Source organism: Rothia mucilaginosa, assembly GCF_964210535.1.
Taxonomy (GTDB): domain Bacteria; phylum Actinomycetota; class Actinomycetes; order Actinomycetales; family Micrococcaceae; genus Rothia; species Rothia mucilaginosa_F.
Window position 1 is genome coordinate 1 of sequence record NZ_CAXOMR010000015.1, and the last position, 15,429, is coordinate 15,429.

General features: G+C 53.9%; 9 protein-coding genes. 5 read left to right on the forward strand and 4 right to left on the reverse strand.

Annotated features, from left to right (window positions below; genetic code table 11):
- Window positions 1–201 precede the first annotated feature (201 nt).
- The 4 genes from AB8C10_RS05995 to dnaK form a co-directional block, all read right to left on the reverse strand.
- A complete protein-coding gene (locus AB8C10_RS05995) occupies window positions 202–708 on the reverse strand; it encodes a heat shock protein transcriptional repressor HspR (RefSeq protein WP_368867160.1) in 507 nt (168 codons plus the stop codon).
- Window positions 709–711: 3 nt separating this feature from the next.
- Window positions 712–1,692 carry a DnaJ domain-containing protein gene (locus tag AB8C10_RS06000; RefSeq protein ID WP_368867161.1) on the reverse strand — a complete coding sequence of 327 codons (981 nt, stop codon included), beginning with the start codon at window positions 1,690–1,692 and terminating at the stop codon, window positions 712–714.
- 353 nt (window positions 1,693–2,045) lie between these two features.
- A complete protein-coding gene (locus AB8C10_RS06005; protein ID WP_368867162.1) occupies window positions 2,046–2,624 on the reverse strand; it encodes a nucleotide exchange factor GrpE in 579 nt (192 codons plus the stop codon).
- Window positions 2,625–2,626: 2 nt separating this feature from the next.
- Window positions 2,627–4,459 carry a molecular chaperone DnaK gene (gene dnaK, locus AB8C10_RS06010; RefSeq protein ID WP_368867163.1) on the reverse strand — a complete coding sequence of 611 codons (1,833 nt, stop codon included), beginning with the start codon at window positions 4,457–4,459 and terminating at the stop codon, window positions 2,627–2,629.
- Between the two features lie 781 nt (window positions 4,460–5,240).
- Here dnaK and AB8C10_RS06015 point away from each other — a divergent pair.
- The 5 genes from AB8C10_RS06015 (at window position 5,241) to AB8C10_RS06035 (ending at window position 15,261) form a co-directional block, all read left to right on the forward strand.
- A complete protein-coding gene (locus AB8C10_RS06015; RefSeq protein ID WP_368867164.1) occupies window positions 5,241–6,917 on the forward strand; it encodes a pentapeptide repeat-containing protein in 1,677 nt (558 codons plus the stop codon).
- A gap of 148 nt (window positions 6,918–7,065) precedes the next feature.
- The gene (locus tag AB8C10_RS06020; protein ID WP_368867165.1) at window positions 7,066–9,129 is read left to right on the forward strand and encodes a pentapeptide repeat-containing protein; all 2,064 of its coding nucleotides are present in this window, start codon (window positions 7,066–7,068) and stop codon (window positions 9,127–9,129) included.
- 164 nt (window positions 9,130–9,293) lie between these two features.
- Complete coding sequence (locus AB8C10_RS06025) at window positions 9,294–11,156, forward strand: pentapeptide repeat-containing protein (RefSeq protein WP_368867166.1); 1,863 nt, start codon at window positions 9,294–9,296, stop codon at window positions 11,154–11,156.
- Window positions 11,157–11,949: 793 nt separating this feature from the next.
- Window positions 11,950–13,524 carry a pentapeptide repeat-containing protein gene (locus AB8C10_RS06030; protein WP_368867167.1) on the forward strand — a complete coding sequence of 525 codons (1,575 nt, stop codon included), beginning with the start codon at window positions 11,950–11,952 and terminating at the stop codon, window positions 13,522–13,524.
- A gap of 129 nt (window positions 13,525–13,653) precedes the next feature.
- Window positions 13,654–15,261, forward strand: coding sequence for a pentapeptide repeat-containing protein (locus tag AB8C10_RS06035; protein ID WP_368867168.1), 1,608 nt, complete (start codon window positions 13,654–13,656; stop codon window positions 15,259–15,261).
- Window positions 15,262–15,429 lie beyond the last annotated feature (168 nt).

A 15,429-nucleotide genomic window follows, 5' to 3' on the forward strand; every position in this document is an offset into this window, starting at 1 on the left:
ATATACGTTAAGGAGGTGAGGCTCCCCGGTCATTCGGGGAGCCTCACCTCCTTGTGTGTGGGTCCAAGTGCATGCGGGGCGGGGGTCTACCCTCCCTCGCTCGCGCGACGCTAAGACGCACAAGTCTATATAAGCAGCTGACTAGCGCAGATGAGCTAGAACAGCCGAACCGTTTATCCAAGTGTAGCCGGTTTTGCCGGTTTAGCGCGGCGACTTCGTATCATCCGCCGCAGCCGCCTGATGACGCTGACGGTACAGCACCACCGCCGAGGAACGCTGACGCGCCGCCGGGCGGGTACCGCGGGCAATATGCACCACGTCGCCACTGGTACCGGCTGCGAACACGCGCTCCGTCAGGCCCAGCTTCACCTTCGCGTCCTCAACCTGACGCTGCAGCGCCGCAATCTGCTCCTGCTGCTCCTCCACAAGGGACTCCAGCTCAATGATGCGGCGGATACCCTCCAGGGAGACGCCCTCCTGCGAGAGCTGCTGAATCTGCTGCAGACGGTTCACGTCACGCTGTGAGTAGCGGCGCGCCTTGCCGGGCGCACGCGACGGCTGAACCAGGCCGATACGGTCGTACTGGCGCAGGGTCTGCGGGTGCATGCCCGCCAGCTCAGCCGCCACAGAAATCACGAAAACCGGCAGGTCCACGCTGTGCAGCGGCTTGCCGCTACGAGACTTGGATGATGATTCTCGAGATGCCATGGTTTACTTCGCCTTCTTCAACAGATCCTTACGGGGATTCTCCTGGGGTGCCAGCTTCACGAACTTATCGAATGCTTCCTGCGCCTCTGCGCTCAGCTCGGTGGGCAGAACGATTTCGGGGATGACCAGCAGGTCGCCGTCGCCGCCCTTAGCCTTGAAGCCGCGGCCCTTGGCGCGCAGTCGGCGGCCGACCTGGCCGGGTGCCAGGCGCAGTTTCACGGTGGATGCGTCGGGCAGGGGCACCTCGATGACGGCGCCGTCAACGGCCTCGGCGAGGGTGACGGGCGCACGCATGATCAGGTTGTTGCCCTCGCGGGAGTACACCGAGTCGTCAGAGACGCGCACGGTGACCTTCAGGTCGGCGCCGTGCAGGCCCTTGCCGCGCAGGCGCACCTTCTGACCGTCCTTAATGCCGGCGGGGATGCGTGCCTCGGTGTGGGAGCCGTCCGGCAGGAACACGGTCACGGTCGCGCCGGTATATGCCTGGGCGAGGCTGATGCGGGTGCTGGTGGTGCTTTCCTCGGGGGTTGCATGCTGTGCGCCACCGAAGCCGCCGCCTCCCATACCGCCGAAATCGGCGCTGGTGAAGCCTGCGGAGCGTCGGGAGCCGCCCGCGCCACCGCCGAAGAGGCCGCCGAGCAGGTCGTCAATGTTGATGCCCGCACCGCCGCCACTGAAGCCGCCGAATGCGTCCGCGCCGGGGTAGCCGGTGTAGCCACCGCCCGCGCCGAAGCCGCCCATGCCTGCGGCACCGTAGCGGCGAATCTGGTCGTACTCTTCGCGCTGCTTCTTGTCGGAGAGCACGTCGTATGCTTCCGAGATTTCCTTGAACTTCTTCTCTGCTGCGGCGTCGCCGGGGTTCAGGTCGGGGTGGTACTTGCGGGAGAGCTTGCGGTACGCCTTCTTGATGTCGTTTTCGCTTGCGTCTTCGCTGACACCCAGTGCCTTGTAGAAATCGTCAGTTATCCAGTTTTCGCTTGCCATATGTTTGTTTCTCCTCTCGCGGTGATGCGCCGCCCTCCTCGGTTACGGGACGGCTAGCAGGGCACCACGTTCTTGTCTTAATGCTCTATATAAAAGTTTAGTCTACTTGACTCAATTTTGGAAGGGGCTAGACCAAAAAATAGCGCCCTCCAAGGGTTTTTCACCGCGACCGCAGCTCGCCACACCCCGAACAAACACCCCGGTAAACAGCTCCGGCAAAACAGCTCCGGCAAAACAGCCCCGACAAAACATCCAGGGTAAACAACACAAGGCAAACAACAGGGCGGGCACTCCCCCATCAGGGAGAGTACCCGCCCGTCGTTAGTTATTCAGCCGATGCTTAGCCGGTCACCTTACGGTGCGACGGCCACAGCCACCTGAGCGGTACGAACCACGCGGTCATTCACGCGGTAGCCGTAACGCAGAACCATGGAGATGTGGTCCTCGGCCACCTCTTCGGTGGGCTGCTGCAGTACAGCTTCGTGGATGTTCGGGTCGAAGGCGTCGCCTACTTCACCGAAGCGCTCCACGCCCTGCTTGCCGAGCAGCTCTTCGAGCTTGGTAGCAATGGAGGCGAAGGGGCCGCCCTGCAGGTCGCCGTGCTTGCGTGCGGCGTCGATATCGTCGAGCACCGGCAGCAGTGCGGTCACCAGTTCACTGGTTACGAAGCCTCGCAGCTGCTCCTTTTCGCGAGCGGTGCGGTTCTTGAAGTTAGTGAACTCTGCCTGCAGGCGAAGCAGGGAGTCCAGGCGCTCCGCGGCGAGTGCCGCGTCAGCAGATTCTGCCTCGACAGCGTCCTGGAGCTCAGCCTCGACGGCTTCCGCAGCGCCCTCGGTGGCTTCGACCGATTCAGCTTCGGGGTGGCCTTCCGCTGCGGGGGCGTTGAATGCCTCCTCCAGCGGGTCGGGGGTGATGTTTTCCTGCTCAGCCATGATTACTTCTTCTCGTCTTCGTCGATAACCTCGGCGTCGACAACGTCCTCGTCAGCTGCGGGCTTGGACTCGGAAGCGTCAGCCTGAGCTGCTGCGTAGAGTGCCTCGCCCAGCTTGGATCGGGATGCCTGCAGCTTCTCGAATGCGGACTTCACTGCTGCGTCGTCATCGCCCTCGAGTGCCTTCTTCAGCTCGTCGACGTCACCCTGAACGGAGGTCTTGACGTCCTCGGGCAGCTTGTCGTCGTTCTCCTTCAGGAGCTTCTCGACGGAGTATGCGACGGACTCGGCTGCGTTGCGGGTGTCAGCAGCCTCACGGCGTGCCTTGTCCTGCTCGGCGTGTGCCTCTGCGTCCTTGACCATGCGGTCGATGTCCTCCTTGGAGAGGGAGGTACCGCCGGTGATGGTCATGGACTGCTCAGCACCGGTGCCCTTGTCCTTTGCGGAGACGTGGACGATGCCGTTTGCGTCGATGTCGAAGGTGACCTCAATCTGGGGCACGCCACGGGGTGCGGGGGCGATGCCGGTCAGCTCGAAGGTACCCAGGTTCTTGTTGTCGCGAGTGAACTCACGCTCACCCTGGAAGACCTGAATGGTCACGGAGGGCTGGTTGTCCTCTGCGGTAGTGAAGGTCTCGGAACGCTTGGTCGGGATTGCGGTGTTACGCTCAATCAGCTTGGTCATCACGCCACCCTTGGTCTCGATACCGAGGGAGAGGGGGGTGACGTCGATCAGCAGAACGTCCTTACGGTCGCCCTTCAGCACACCTGCCTGCAGTGCTGCACCCATTGCCACGACCTCGTCGGGGTTCACACCCTTGTTGGGCTCGCGGCCGGTGAGCTCCTTGACGAGCTCAGCAACAGCGGGCATACGGGTGGAGCCGCCGACCAGGATGACCTCGGAAATTTCGGAGATGGACACGCCAGCTTCCTTGATTACGTCGAGCACGGGCTTCTTGGTGCGCTCGAGCAGGTCGCGGGTCAGTTCCTCGAACTTTGCGCGGGTCAGCTTCTCATCCAGGTGGATGGGGCCCTCGGGGGTCACGGACAGGTACTGCAGGGAGATGTTGGTGCTAGAAGCGCTGGACAGCTCCTTCTTAGCCTGCTCAGCTGCCTCCTGCAGACGCTGCAGAGCAATCTTGTCCTTGGACAGGTCAGCGCCGGTGTTTGCCTTCACCTGTGCGAGCAGCCACTCAACGATGCGCTGGTCCCAGTCGTCACCACCGAGGCGGTTGTCACCGCTGGTTGCGCGAACCTGAATGGTGGAGAAGCCGTCGTCGTCCTTGCCAACTTCCAGCAGGGAGACGTCGAAGGTACCGCCACCGAGGTCGAAGACCAGGATGAGCTCGTCTTCCTTACCCTTGTCCAGGCCGTATGCGAGTGCTGCGGCAGTGGGCTCGTTCACGATACGCAGGACGTTCAGGCCTGCAATTTCGCCAGCTTCCTTGGTTGCCTGACGCTCAGCGTCATTGAAGTATGCCGGGACGGTGATGACAGCGTCGGTAACGGTGTCGTTCAGGAACGCCTCTGCGTCGCCCTTCAGCTTCATGAGGATACGAGCGGAGATTTCCTGCGGGGTGTACTTCTTGCCGTCGATCTCGGTGGTCCAGTCGGTGCCCATGTGGCGCTTGACGGAAGAGATGGTGCGGTCGACGTTGGTCACTGCCTGACGCTTTGCGACGCTACCGACCAGAACCTCGCCGTCCTTGGAGAATGCGACGACGGAGGGGGTGGTGCGGGTGCCCTCTGCGTTAGCGATGACGACCGGGTCGCCACCTTCCAGTGCTGCTACGACCGAGTTGGTGGTACCGAGGTCAATACCTACTGCACGTGCCATATGTTTATTCACTCCTTAGGTGTTAGTGCCCCGCTTCTTCTAATGCGAGGCGGGATAGTTTGAAAGTTTTGGAGGCGGTCGGTGCTGCGCGCGCCGCCCCGTGTGGGGTGGTCTGCGCGGCTTCCTTGAGCCTCATGTACTCAAGTATGCACCCTCTCGGAAGGGCTGTCAAGAGACTTGAGCGAACTTTACTCAACTTTTTTTCGTGGGATTGTGTTAGGGGCGGGTTTTTCGGGGCGTCGGGGCGGTGTTTTACGGTTGATTTTGGGGCGGCGGCGAGGCGCGAATGGGCGGTTTTGCCGCGGAATTCCGGGGTTTTCGACCTGGGCGTGGGCGCGGGGCGGCGATTCAGCGCACGGCGGACAGCGCCGGGGTGATTGGGCGAAAAAATTTTTAAAAAAGTGAGAGAAAGGGCGAAAAACCCAAAAATTGGGGGCGAGAGGTGCCGGAAGGTGGCCTGGGAGCACCCTATATAGGGTGTGCGGGGGTGTTTTAGATTTGGAGGCTCAGCCTCTAGCAGCGTTGCTAGAGGCGCGCTTTGCGCAGGTGTCTCAACTACGAGCACCCACCATGAGACATCGCAGCGAGACGTCAGAGAATCACTCCTCTTATATGAGGGAGTTATATATGGAAGGCTCACCTGCAAGCTCCATTGCTCACTAGATGGAGGTATCTCCGCTTGTCCGACCCGTAATTCTCTAACCTTCACTTGTGGCTTGAGGCTACCCACCTGCCGTATGCTGGATACGACCATATCCTCTCAAAGTAGACAGGAGCTCACATGCCAGAGTCCACCCAAAAGACCAAAAAAAAATTTCCACGTTGGATACTGGAACTATTTACATTTATTTTCATTCCTTACCTCATAGTATACATATCTAGCCCAGTTATCTTCGGAATTCTTTTACTTATCGGTATACCTATTTTTATTTTCTTATATTTTCGCCTCACAAACTATATAATAGATTCAGAAAATCCTGCGGGGCACAAAAAAATGAACCTTCCACAGACCCCCAAGCCTGAGGAAAAACGCACCAAAAACCATTTTCTTAAGCGTTTCTGCCTTGCTATTCTTATATTAATCACCATAACTCAAATCTTCCTTCTCTTGGTAAATATTAATAACTATAGAGAAACAATGATAAATCTACCAGACAGCTTCAGCTTCTCGGCTAAAAGTCAGGAACTTTCGAATATTCACTCTCTTCAAAACATTATTTTCAAGCAGATGCTTGGAGTCATACTCCTAATTTTTCTCATTGCCTGTTTTTTCAGAGAATATATTAAATTAACGCTACAAAATCATATCTTACGAGTATTTGTAGCAACAGTAATATTTGGAGGCATACTCGCATTCGCTATCCCGTCCTTTTTGTATAATTACAGACTCATCGGAGAGACCAAAGACTTAACAACCGCACTACTTGGAGTTACAGGTGGAGTTGTTGCACTATTCTCACTTATCAAAAGTCATCAGAAGAGCGAGCTTGAACGTGAGCAACTGGAAGTGCAGAAGCAGAAAGATAACCGAGAGTATATTCGCCAGGTCCATGCAGCTCGCCGTGACCGTTATATCGAGGCGGTCGATAAACTATCTAGCGAGCATGCCCCCGTCCGGCTTGGCGGAGTATACGCATTAATTGCACTTATCGATGAATGGCTAACTGAAACAAAAAATATTCGCGAGCGTGAATGTCAGGTTATCATTAATAATTTATGTGCATATATTCGTTCACCATTCCCTCTTGCAGCAAAGGCTGAAACCTTTACAGAAATTAACATGTCTCAACACCCCAACCTCTCGAAAATAAATAGATATATAAAAGCAAATAAATCCTTTAGCGACAATAGGATTAAATTCATAGAAGAAAAAGAAATACGTCAGACCATCTTCAAGGAACTATCCTTAAGGATTGCTAATGAAAATAATGGACCCAGAAAAGAATTTGAACCTTTCATTTTTAATTTTGAAGGTTCCTCTATATTCTATCCCCTCAGAGGACTAAATTTCTTAAATGCAAATTTTTCTGGATCCACTTTCTATGGCAAGGCCGACTTTTTCGACGCAAGTTTCTTTTCAACGCTAGAATATGAAACAAATTTCTCGGACTCTACTTTTACTGGATCCGCAGATTTTTCAATAGCTACCTTCTGGGGAAGAACAAAATTTAATAGAGCAACCTTTGAAAAAGATGCCGACTTTAATAGTTGCCATTTTGAAAAAATGCGCCATTCTTTCGATGATAAGACTTTCAGCGAGGTCACGACTATAACCATTGGGCGCTCATATATAGAATCACCCATGTATAACTATCTCCTCCCCCTGGATTCTATGCCTTTTTATCGAGATATAGATAATAGCTATACAATAGTTATTGCCGGCATGGGTGCTGTAACAGATAAAAACTATGCACAGCATCTAATAGGCCTAGAAATATCTAAAGCATTAGGATATTAAAATATAAATTTAAATATTTTCAATCGATACCCCGCCTGCACCTCTCGTGCAGGCGGGGCTTCTTCTTTAACCAGCGCGAGCGCGCCAGGGTGGGGCTCTCCCCTATGCTGGATATAAGCCAGCACCGGAGCAGGAAGGGAACACCACCATGAACCTCAACAAACTCTTAACTGCGCTACGGCAACGCAAAAACACCCCGGCGCACAACCTACAGGCTGAACGGCACGAACTCTACACGCACGCCCTCGAACAATTCCTCGACGGGCAACCCGCCGTGCGCCTCGGCGGGGCATATACGCTCGCGAACCTCGCAGACGGATGGCTCGCCGATACCTCCCTCCCCGAGCAGGTGCGCCTCGAAGAAGCCCAAACCATTATCGACGCGCTAACCGAGTGCATCCGCACGCCCTACCCCCTCGCGCAGAACCGGCAGGCCCTAGAATCCGGTGAGGCACCCGAAGGGTACGAAGGCGACTTCACGCGCGATCAGGAAGCGCTACGCGAAGAGCAGCTAGTGCGCCGCACCGTCTTCATGGAGCTCAGCCGCCGCCTCGCCGCAATTACCGAGAACAATAAGACTGGCAACAGGGGAAGCAAGCACGGAGCGCCGTCGGTATCGCCCATGTGGGCTGATCTGCGCTTCGACTTTGGCGGCGCCCCCATCTTCTACCCGTTGGGGCAGCTGCACTTTCAGAACGCTGACTTCGCCTCCGCAACCTTCTACGGTCCGGCAGATTTTTCCGGTGCAACCTTCCACGGTGACACCAGCTTTTCAGTAGCCAAGTTCACGGCTGACGCATCCTTCGACAGCGCAAACTTCAACGACTGGGTGGGGTTCAGCGCCGCACACTTCATGGGCGCAGCAGAGTTCAGCGGCGCACGCTTTGCAGACACGGCAAGCATCGCAACCGTAACCTTCACCGGCGAGGTTGACTTCTCAGACGCGGTCTTTTCAGCTACGGCTGACTTCGCGGTATCCACCTTCAACTCCGATGCCGATTTCTCACGCTTGAACACCGCAGGCATAGCCAGCTTCGCGGCGGTCACCTTCGACGGAAAGGCAGTATTCACCGCCTCCACGTTCCACGATGAAGCACACTTCGCCGCGTCGGTCTTCAACCGTCCGGCGGTGTTCTCCAAGTCGCTGTTCGGCGGGGCCGCGCGCTTTGCCGGTATAACCACCAAGCAGTCCGCAATGTTCAGCAACGTACGCTTTGCGAGCGCGGCGGACTTCAGCGGGGCGTCCTTCACGCAGTACGAGGATTTTGGTGGGGCGCGGTTCGACGGCGACGCCACGTTCAGCCGGGCGTCTTTTATTGCGCTTCCGAGGACACGCTATGAGATGGACTTCCCGCAACACGCGAACTTCGATAAGGCCACCTTCGCGCAGGATGCCGACTTTAGCAAGGCGACATTCACGGCGTATGTCGGCTTCGGTGGGGTGACGTTCGCTCGGGCGGTGAGCTTCAACGGGACGAGCTTTGCGGGTGCCTACTTCCCGGGTGCGACGTTCGGTCGGGACGCGGACTTTACCTGTTCGACGTTTAACCATAATGCGAGCTTCGCGAATGCGACCTTCAACGCTAATGCGGAATTCCACGAGGCTTCTTTTAGAGGGCACGCGGACTTCCGCGACGCTGTGTTTACTGCGGATGTGAGGTTTAGCGGCGCATCCTTTGGCGAGAACGCAGGATTCTGCGGGGCGTCTTTCGGCGGTAATGCGAGCTTCTTTAGGACGGATTTTGCGGGGGCTACAGAGTTCAGTGAGGCTGTCTTTGAGGGGTATGCCGGGTTCAGCACGGCGGCTTTCAGCGCTGATGCCAACTTCAACGGGGTTGTGTTTGAGCAGCTTGCTTGGGTCGCTGATGCAGTCTTCGAGGCAGGCGCGGAGTTCGCTGGGGCGTCCTTTATGGGCGTTGCAGATTTCTGCAATGTATCTTTCGTGAAGACCCCGCCGGTCTTCGCAGCTGAAGATGCTGACTCGGGTGAGATGTGCCGGGCACGGTTCACTGCGCTGTCTGCTGGTCCGGAGTCTGCCGGTCAGGAGGCGCATAACTTCACGGTGTACGAGGGCAGCCGACCTATTCCGCTGGGCACAGCAATGCTTCTTAATAGAACGTTCGTTCTCCCACTCGGTGCGGTGCTGTACGACCCGGATTCCTGGGACGAAGAGAAGCAGGAGTACACCCGCATCAGTGAGCCTGCGCAGTAAAACCTAGCTCTCCCCCACCATCGGGGAAGCTCCTGCACACAGACCCCGTCCGCACATCCGGTGCTGGCGGGGTCTTCGCTTTTGACCAGTGACAGCCCAAGCCCAGCAGCTTTTACACTATGCTGAGTATGACCCGTTCCTTTCAACGATGACAGGAGAACCACATGCATCTAGCACCCAGCACCGCGTGGGCTTGGCTGATATCTTGCGCAGTCGTCATTCTGCTTTTCCCGCTCGCCGCGCAGTTCGGCAATTTCAAGGGGAAGCTGTCGAGCTTCCGCACCTGGGTTTGGGCTATCGCTCTCTTGGGCATTGTCACGGCTGGTTTTATGCCTTTCACCTTTGATACTGATATCACCCATTTTGAGGTTCAGCCGTTCATTTTCTTCATCACCGGTACCCTGCTGGGCGTTCTCTTTCTTGGGGAGGTCCACCGGTTAAGCGGCCTGAACAAGCAAGAACACACCCAGCGGGTGCACGCCGAGCGCCGTACCCGTTACAGCAAGGCAGTTGAGCAGCTGGCGTATCCGAACCCGGCAGTCCGTGCGAGCGCCCTCAGCGCTCTTGCGGGTCTGGTTGATGAGTGGCTCGCTGACGAGCAGCTCAGCGTTGAGGCGCGGCAGAAGGAGGGGCAGGTCATCGTCAATGCCCTCTGCGCTTATGTGCGTTCGCCGTTCTCGCGGGCGTTCAAGGCAGAAGCTTTTGAATCCGACACGCCGCCCGCTAACTATGCGGGTGATTTCGCTACGGATCTGGCGGCTTTTCGTGGTGAGCAGGATGTTCGCCGCAGCGTCTTCGTTGAGATGAGCAAGCGCAGCAGCACCCTTGCTGAAAATGAGAAGGGTGAGGTGGCTGTTGTCCCCGGCGCGTGGAGCGGCTTTGAGTTCGATTTCAGCCGGGCGGTTGTCTTCTACCCTCTTGACGGTCTGACCATTGAGGACGCCGATTTCTCTGCGGCGAGGTTCTGCAACGGTTCAGATTTCAGCGGGGCAGCTTTTGTAGGAACCGTGGATTTCAGCCGCGCAACTTTTGAATCTATCGCGGGATTCAGTGACGCAACCTTCGCTGGCGAGGGGAACTTCAGCCACGCAACCTTCGCTCAGAACGCAGACTTTGGCGGAGCGTCCTTCATTCAGAGCGCGCATTTCGACGGGGTGAAGTTCATGCAGAACGCGCATTTTAGCGGGACAGAATTCGCTCAGGATGCGAATTTCACTGGGGCGGCTTTCATCCAGAACGCTAGTTTTGGCGGAGCAAATTTTGCCCGGAACGCAGACTTCAGCTGGGCTGTGTTCGCTCAAAACGCGCACTTCATCGGGGCTACCTTCACCAGCAACACAAACTTCGGCGGGGCAGACTTTACCCGCCGCGCGTACTTCAGCGAGGTAACTTTCACCAACAACGCAGACTTCAGCGGGGTAGGCTTTGCTGGTGACGCGTACTTCGTCGAGGTGACCTTCACCAGCGATGCGAACTTCATCGGGACGACCTTCACCAGCAATGCATACTTTGGCGAGGCAACATTCACCAACAACGCGAACTTCACCAAAGCGGTCTTCACAGGCACCGCATACTTCAGCGAGGTGACTTTTATCCAGAACGCGCGCTTCAGTGAGACGGCTTTCGCGCAGGTCGCGCACTTTAGCCGGGCTACGTTTGAGGGGCTCGCTGGGTTCCGTGACGCAACCTTTGAGGCAGGCGCAGAGTTCTATGGCGCGTCTTTTGGACAGACTGCAGATTTCTGCGATACGTCTTTCGTGAAGAGCCCGCCACTCTTCGTAGCTGAGGATGCTGATTCGGGCGAGATGTGCCGGGCGCGGTTCGCTGCGCTGTCTGCTGGTCAGGAGGCTGCCGGTCAGGAGGCACATAACTTCGCGGTGTACGAGGATAGCCAGCCTATTCCGCTGGGTACAGCCGGGCTGAACGGCGGGGGCTGCCGTATCCCGGTCGGGGCGGTGCTCTTCGATCCGGCGTCCTGGGATGAACAGCAGAAGGAGTACACGCGCCTGAGTGAGCCCGCGCAGTAAATATCCAAAGGCCCCGCCACATTGAATGTGTGGCGGGGCCTCTGCCTGCGCGGCAGACGCTACCGAGCAGTCCGAGCGGAAAAAATAAAACGGTGCGAAAAACCCCGCTTGAGCAAGCAAGCTCTAGCGGGGTTTTTCGCTTCTTAGCTACCCGGATTCGTTCATTTCTCTCCAGCGGCATTACACCATGTCTGAGATAAATAAAACATAAATTGGGTAGCAAAAATCAGCGGAATGTGTGTCATCTGCTAAAATCAGCAGTGACAACGCAATTCCGCGTTGCCTCTAATCAATAAATTAAATAGAGAGGAGGTGAACTCCTATGGACAAGGACCATTTTTGGGTACTTGTTGAACGGGGTAGCTATGTAGCCACTCTGTTCCTTGCTCTCGTAGAGATGTGTGAGTCGATTAATGCTCATCTCTTCTAGAGATTCCTGTGTGGGGCTACTGGCGATGCTGGCACATCGCTGGTGGCTCCACTTTTATTTTATAGTCATTACGCATAAGGACAAGCCGTGTACATATGACCGTATATCTAATAATATATCGCATTTCTTAAGACATAACAACACGACAATATTAATTACGTAGCCATTGCACCCACCGCGAGAAACAATATCGGTCATTTTGAGAACTTCCAATCTTCAGTGTTTGCTACATCCGCGGAGAAACCCCACCTGCGTCTCTCAAGCAGGCTGACCCCTCATTATTGACTGAGCGCGACTCACGGCGAGTAGCTTTACCCTATGCTGGAAGGTGAATGTTCCTATCAGAGAGGACAGGAGAACCTAGTGCCCAGCAATAACACATCATCCGCTCCAGAAAACCCTGTAGCTCCGAAAGCTCAGGAGAAGCCTTGGTATATCCAGCACTTTATTAAGCTCCTCATTGGTTTTGGTCTGGGCGGCGGCGCGGTTGCGATTCTTCTGCCTTGGATGCTGTGGCTGCTCTGCGACATGAACTCTGGCAGTTCAGATCAGTTGCGCTTGCATCTTCTGTACATCACTGGTGGCATTATTGCGGTTCTGACTCTTCTGCAGACTAATTGGAAGAACCAGGGTGACCGTCTCAAAATTGATGCCGATATCAAAAAGAATGAGCAGGATGCCGAGAAGAACGAACGCGACCACATCCGCCAGGTTCATGCTGAGCGTCGTAGCCGTTATACCAAGGCCGTCGAGCAGCTAGCTGATGAGAAAGCGACTGTCCGTCTAGGTGGCGTCTATACCCTTGTCGGTCTGGTCGATGAATGGCTCGCTGATGACACTCTTGAGGTAGAAGAACAACAGAAAGAAGGACAGGTTATTATCAATAACCTTTGCTCCTATATTCGTTCTCCGTTCCCTCTCGTAGAGAGACTTGAAGAATACCAAGCTCGCAAAGATTTAGAAGAGCTCGAACAAGAAGACCCTGAGCGCCTCAGCAAAACAGAAACCTTGCTAATCAGGCTTTTTCGCGCACGTCTCAAAGAGCCTAACGAATATAAAAAAGCCGAAGATGTCACCGTAGACTATGCGGAGCTCCACGAAGAACAGGATATACGACGAACTATTTTTGTTGAGATGAGCAAGCGCAGCAGCACCCTTGGCGAAAACGAGAAGGGCGAAGTGACCATTACCTCTGGCGTATGGAGTAACTTTGCATTTGATTTCACCCGAGCACCGATTTTCTACCCTCTGAATAACCTCACAATTGAGGAAGGAAATTTCTTACATGCGAAGTTCTATACTGACGCTGATTTTCGCAAGGTTGTTTTTATCCGCGACGCTAACTTCAGCAAAGCAATCTTTATCCGTAATGCAAATTTCAATGGGTCCACCTTTACTGGCGACGCAGATTTTTTCGAAGCGACCTTTATTGGCTGCGCAGATTTCTTCCATCTGACTTTCACCACCGCAAACTTCATCGGAACAGTCTTCACCACCGCGAATTTCGTTGGGGCAATCTTCACCGACCTAGCGGATTTCAGCGATTCAACCTTCACTACAGCAAACTTCATCGGAACATTGTTCATCGAAGACGCGGTTTTTTTGGGGGCTGCCTTCGCCCACGGTGCAAACTTCGATGGAGCGACCTTTACTCAAAATGTGGACTTCAGCAGGGCAATATTTGAAGAGACCTCACCAAAATTTGCAGATGCGTCCAAAGAGCCAAGTGTAACGTTCCGAGCACAATTTAATGCTTTACCCGAAGAACAAGAAGTATCTGATTTCACGGTCGACGAGAGCAGCCAACCTATTCTGTTGGGTACAGCCGTACTGGACGGGGTAAGCTGCGGTATCCCAATCGGTACGGTGCTCTTCGATCCGGCGTCCTGGGATGCACGGCTGAAGGAATACACGCGCCTGAGTGAGCCCGCACAGTAATATCCAAAGGTCCCGTCACATGAATGTGTGGCGGGGCCTTCGTGTATGACCGTGCGAGACTCAAGGCAAGCACATTTACTCTATGCTGGAAGGTGAATGTTCCTATCAGAGAAGGCAGGAAATAGAAGCATGAATAAACCGAACGAGGCTCCCAGTGGACTTTCCCGACGTCACAGCTGGTGGAGCAGAAATTGGTTTTATACGGCTCTTATCTCGATAGCTATTATCGGGTCTTTCTGCGCTTTCTGTCTTCCCCTGCTCATCTCAGAACCATTCAGCGCTGGCGATAGCGTAGCGGCGCTCCGCCATGCCATCCTGGCAGCTACCGGCGGCGTCCTAGCGATGCTTACCCTCTGGGAAAACCGACGCAAAAATTTGCAAGAAAAAGACAAAAACGACATTGACCACACCCGACAAGTTAAAGCTGAACGTCGTAGCCGCTACGCCAAAGCAATTGAACAGCTAGCTGATGATAAATCTACTGTCCGACTTGGAGGCATCTATACTCTAGCAAAGCTCGCAGATGAGTGGTTGTCCGATGATAAAACTGTCCCTAGCGAAGATAGCAGAACAGAAGAAGCACAGATTATCATCAACACCCTATGCTCATACATTCGTTTACCCTTCCCTCTTGCAGGAAAACAAGATCTATTGGAGAAACTGACAGATACAAACAAATACAAAGGCGACTTAATAGCAGATCAATTCAAGCTTCGTGAGGAGAAGGAAGTCCGCCGAACCATATTCTCAGAGATGAGCAAGCGCCTCAGTAAAATCGATGAAAATCTCAAAGTAACTCCCGGATTTTGGAGTCACCTAAAGTATGATTTCAATAAATCACAGATTTTCTATTCCTTAGATAATTTATCCTTTGACGCACCTGACTTCAGGGATTCAGTATTTTATGAAGGGTCAAGTTTTACTTCTTCTACGTTTTCAGGGATTGCAAAATTCAACAAAACATACTTTGGAGAAAATATAAATTTTTCAGAAACAAGATTTAGTCAGGAAGCAGAATTTTCTGACTCACGTTTCCATGAAAAAGCAGAATTCTATAAAGCACGCTTCAAAAGAGCGTCTTTTTGGGACACGATATTTGAAAATGAAGCACTGTTTCAAGAAACAAAGTTCTATGAAAGCCCATCCTTCTTCAGGACAAAATTTTGCAATACAGCAGACTTTTTAAAAGCCTATTTTGAGAGCGGAGCCTACTTCGAGCTATCTGAATTTGGATTTATTCTGAGCAACAAAGAAAATGAACGTAAGTTAAAGATTATAAATAACGAAAAGTCCCTAAAGTTCAAATTTGATGATTCATATTTTATGGGAGACTCAACATTTTCAGGTGTCAATTTCCGTGGTAGCACATACTTCAACGGAACAACATTCGCAGACAATATTTCTTTCGAAAAATCACATTTCTTCAATGAAGCTGAATTTGAAAATGCAAAATCTATACAAAAAAGTAACCCAGAAACCGAAGAAAAAACCGAAGGAAAGCTAATATTTTCAGAAGCTTCTTTCCGGCACCCTGCCATGCATGACTTCAGGGTATCTAAGGACAGTCAAACTCTAATTAACATGGGAGTTGTAGACTTCACTCTCTTTGATGGCACAATTATTCGTCGTTCTATTCCAGTGGATTCTTACCTTTTCGAACTCAGCCCACCGGATAAAGAGAACAAGAGAGACATCAATATGAGTGGCGCTTCAGAATCAATTGAAGATTCTGAATAAGATATGCCGAATGCCCCGCCGGCCCTTCGTCGGCGGGGCCTTTTCGCGCCCGGTTCTGGTAGCGACAGCCCCGGCGGCGAGCGCATCCGCCCGTCACCGCGCCGCACAAAGCACCACCCCGAGCCCCCACTGCGTCCGCCCACCCGCCACCCCACCGATACACTAGAA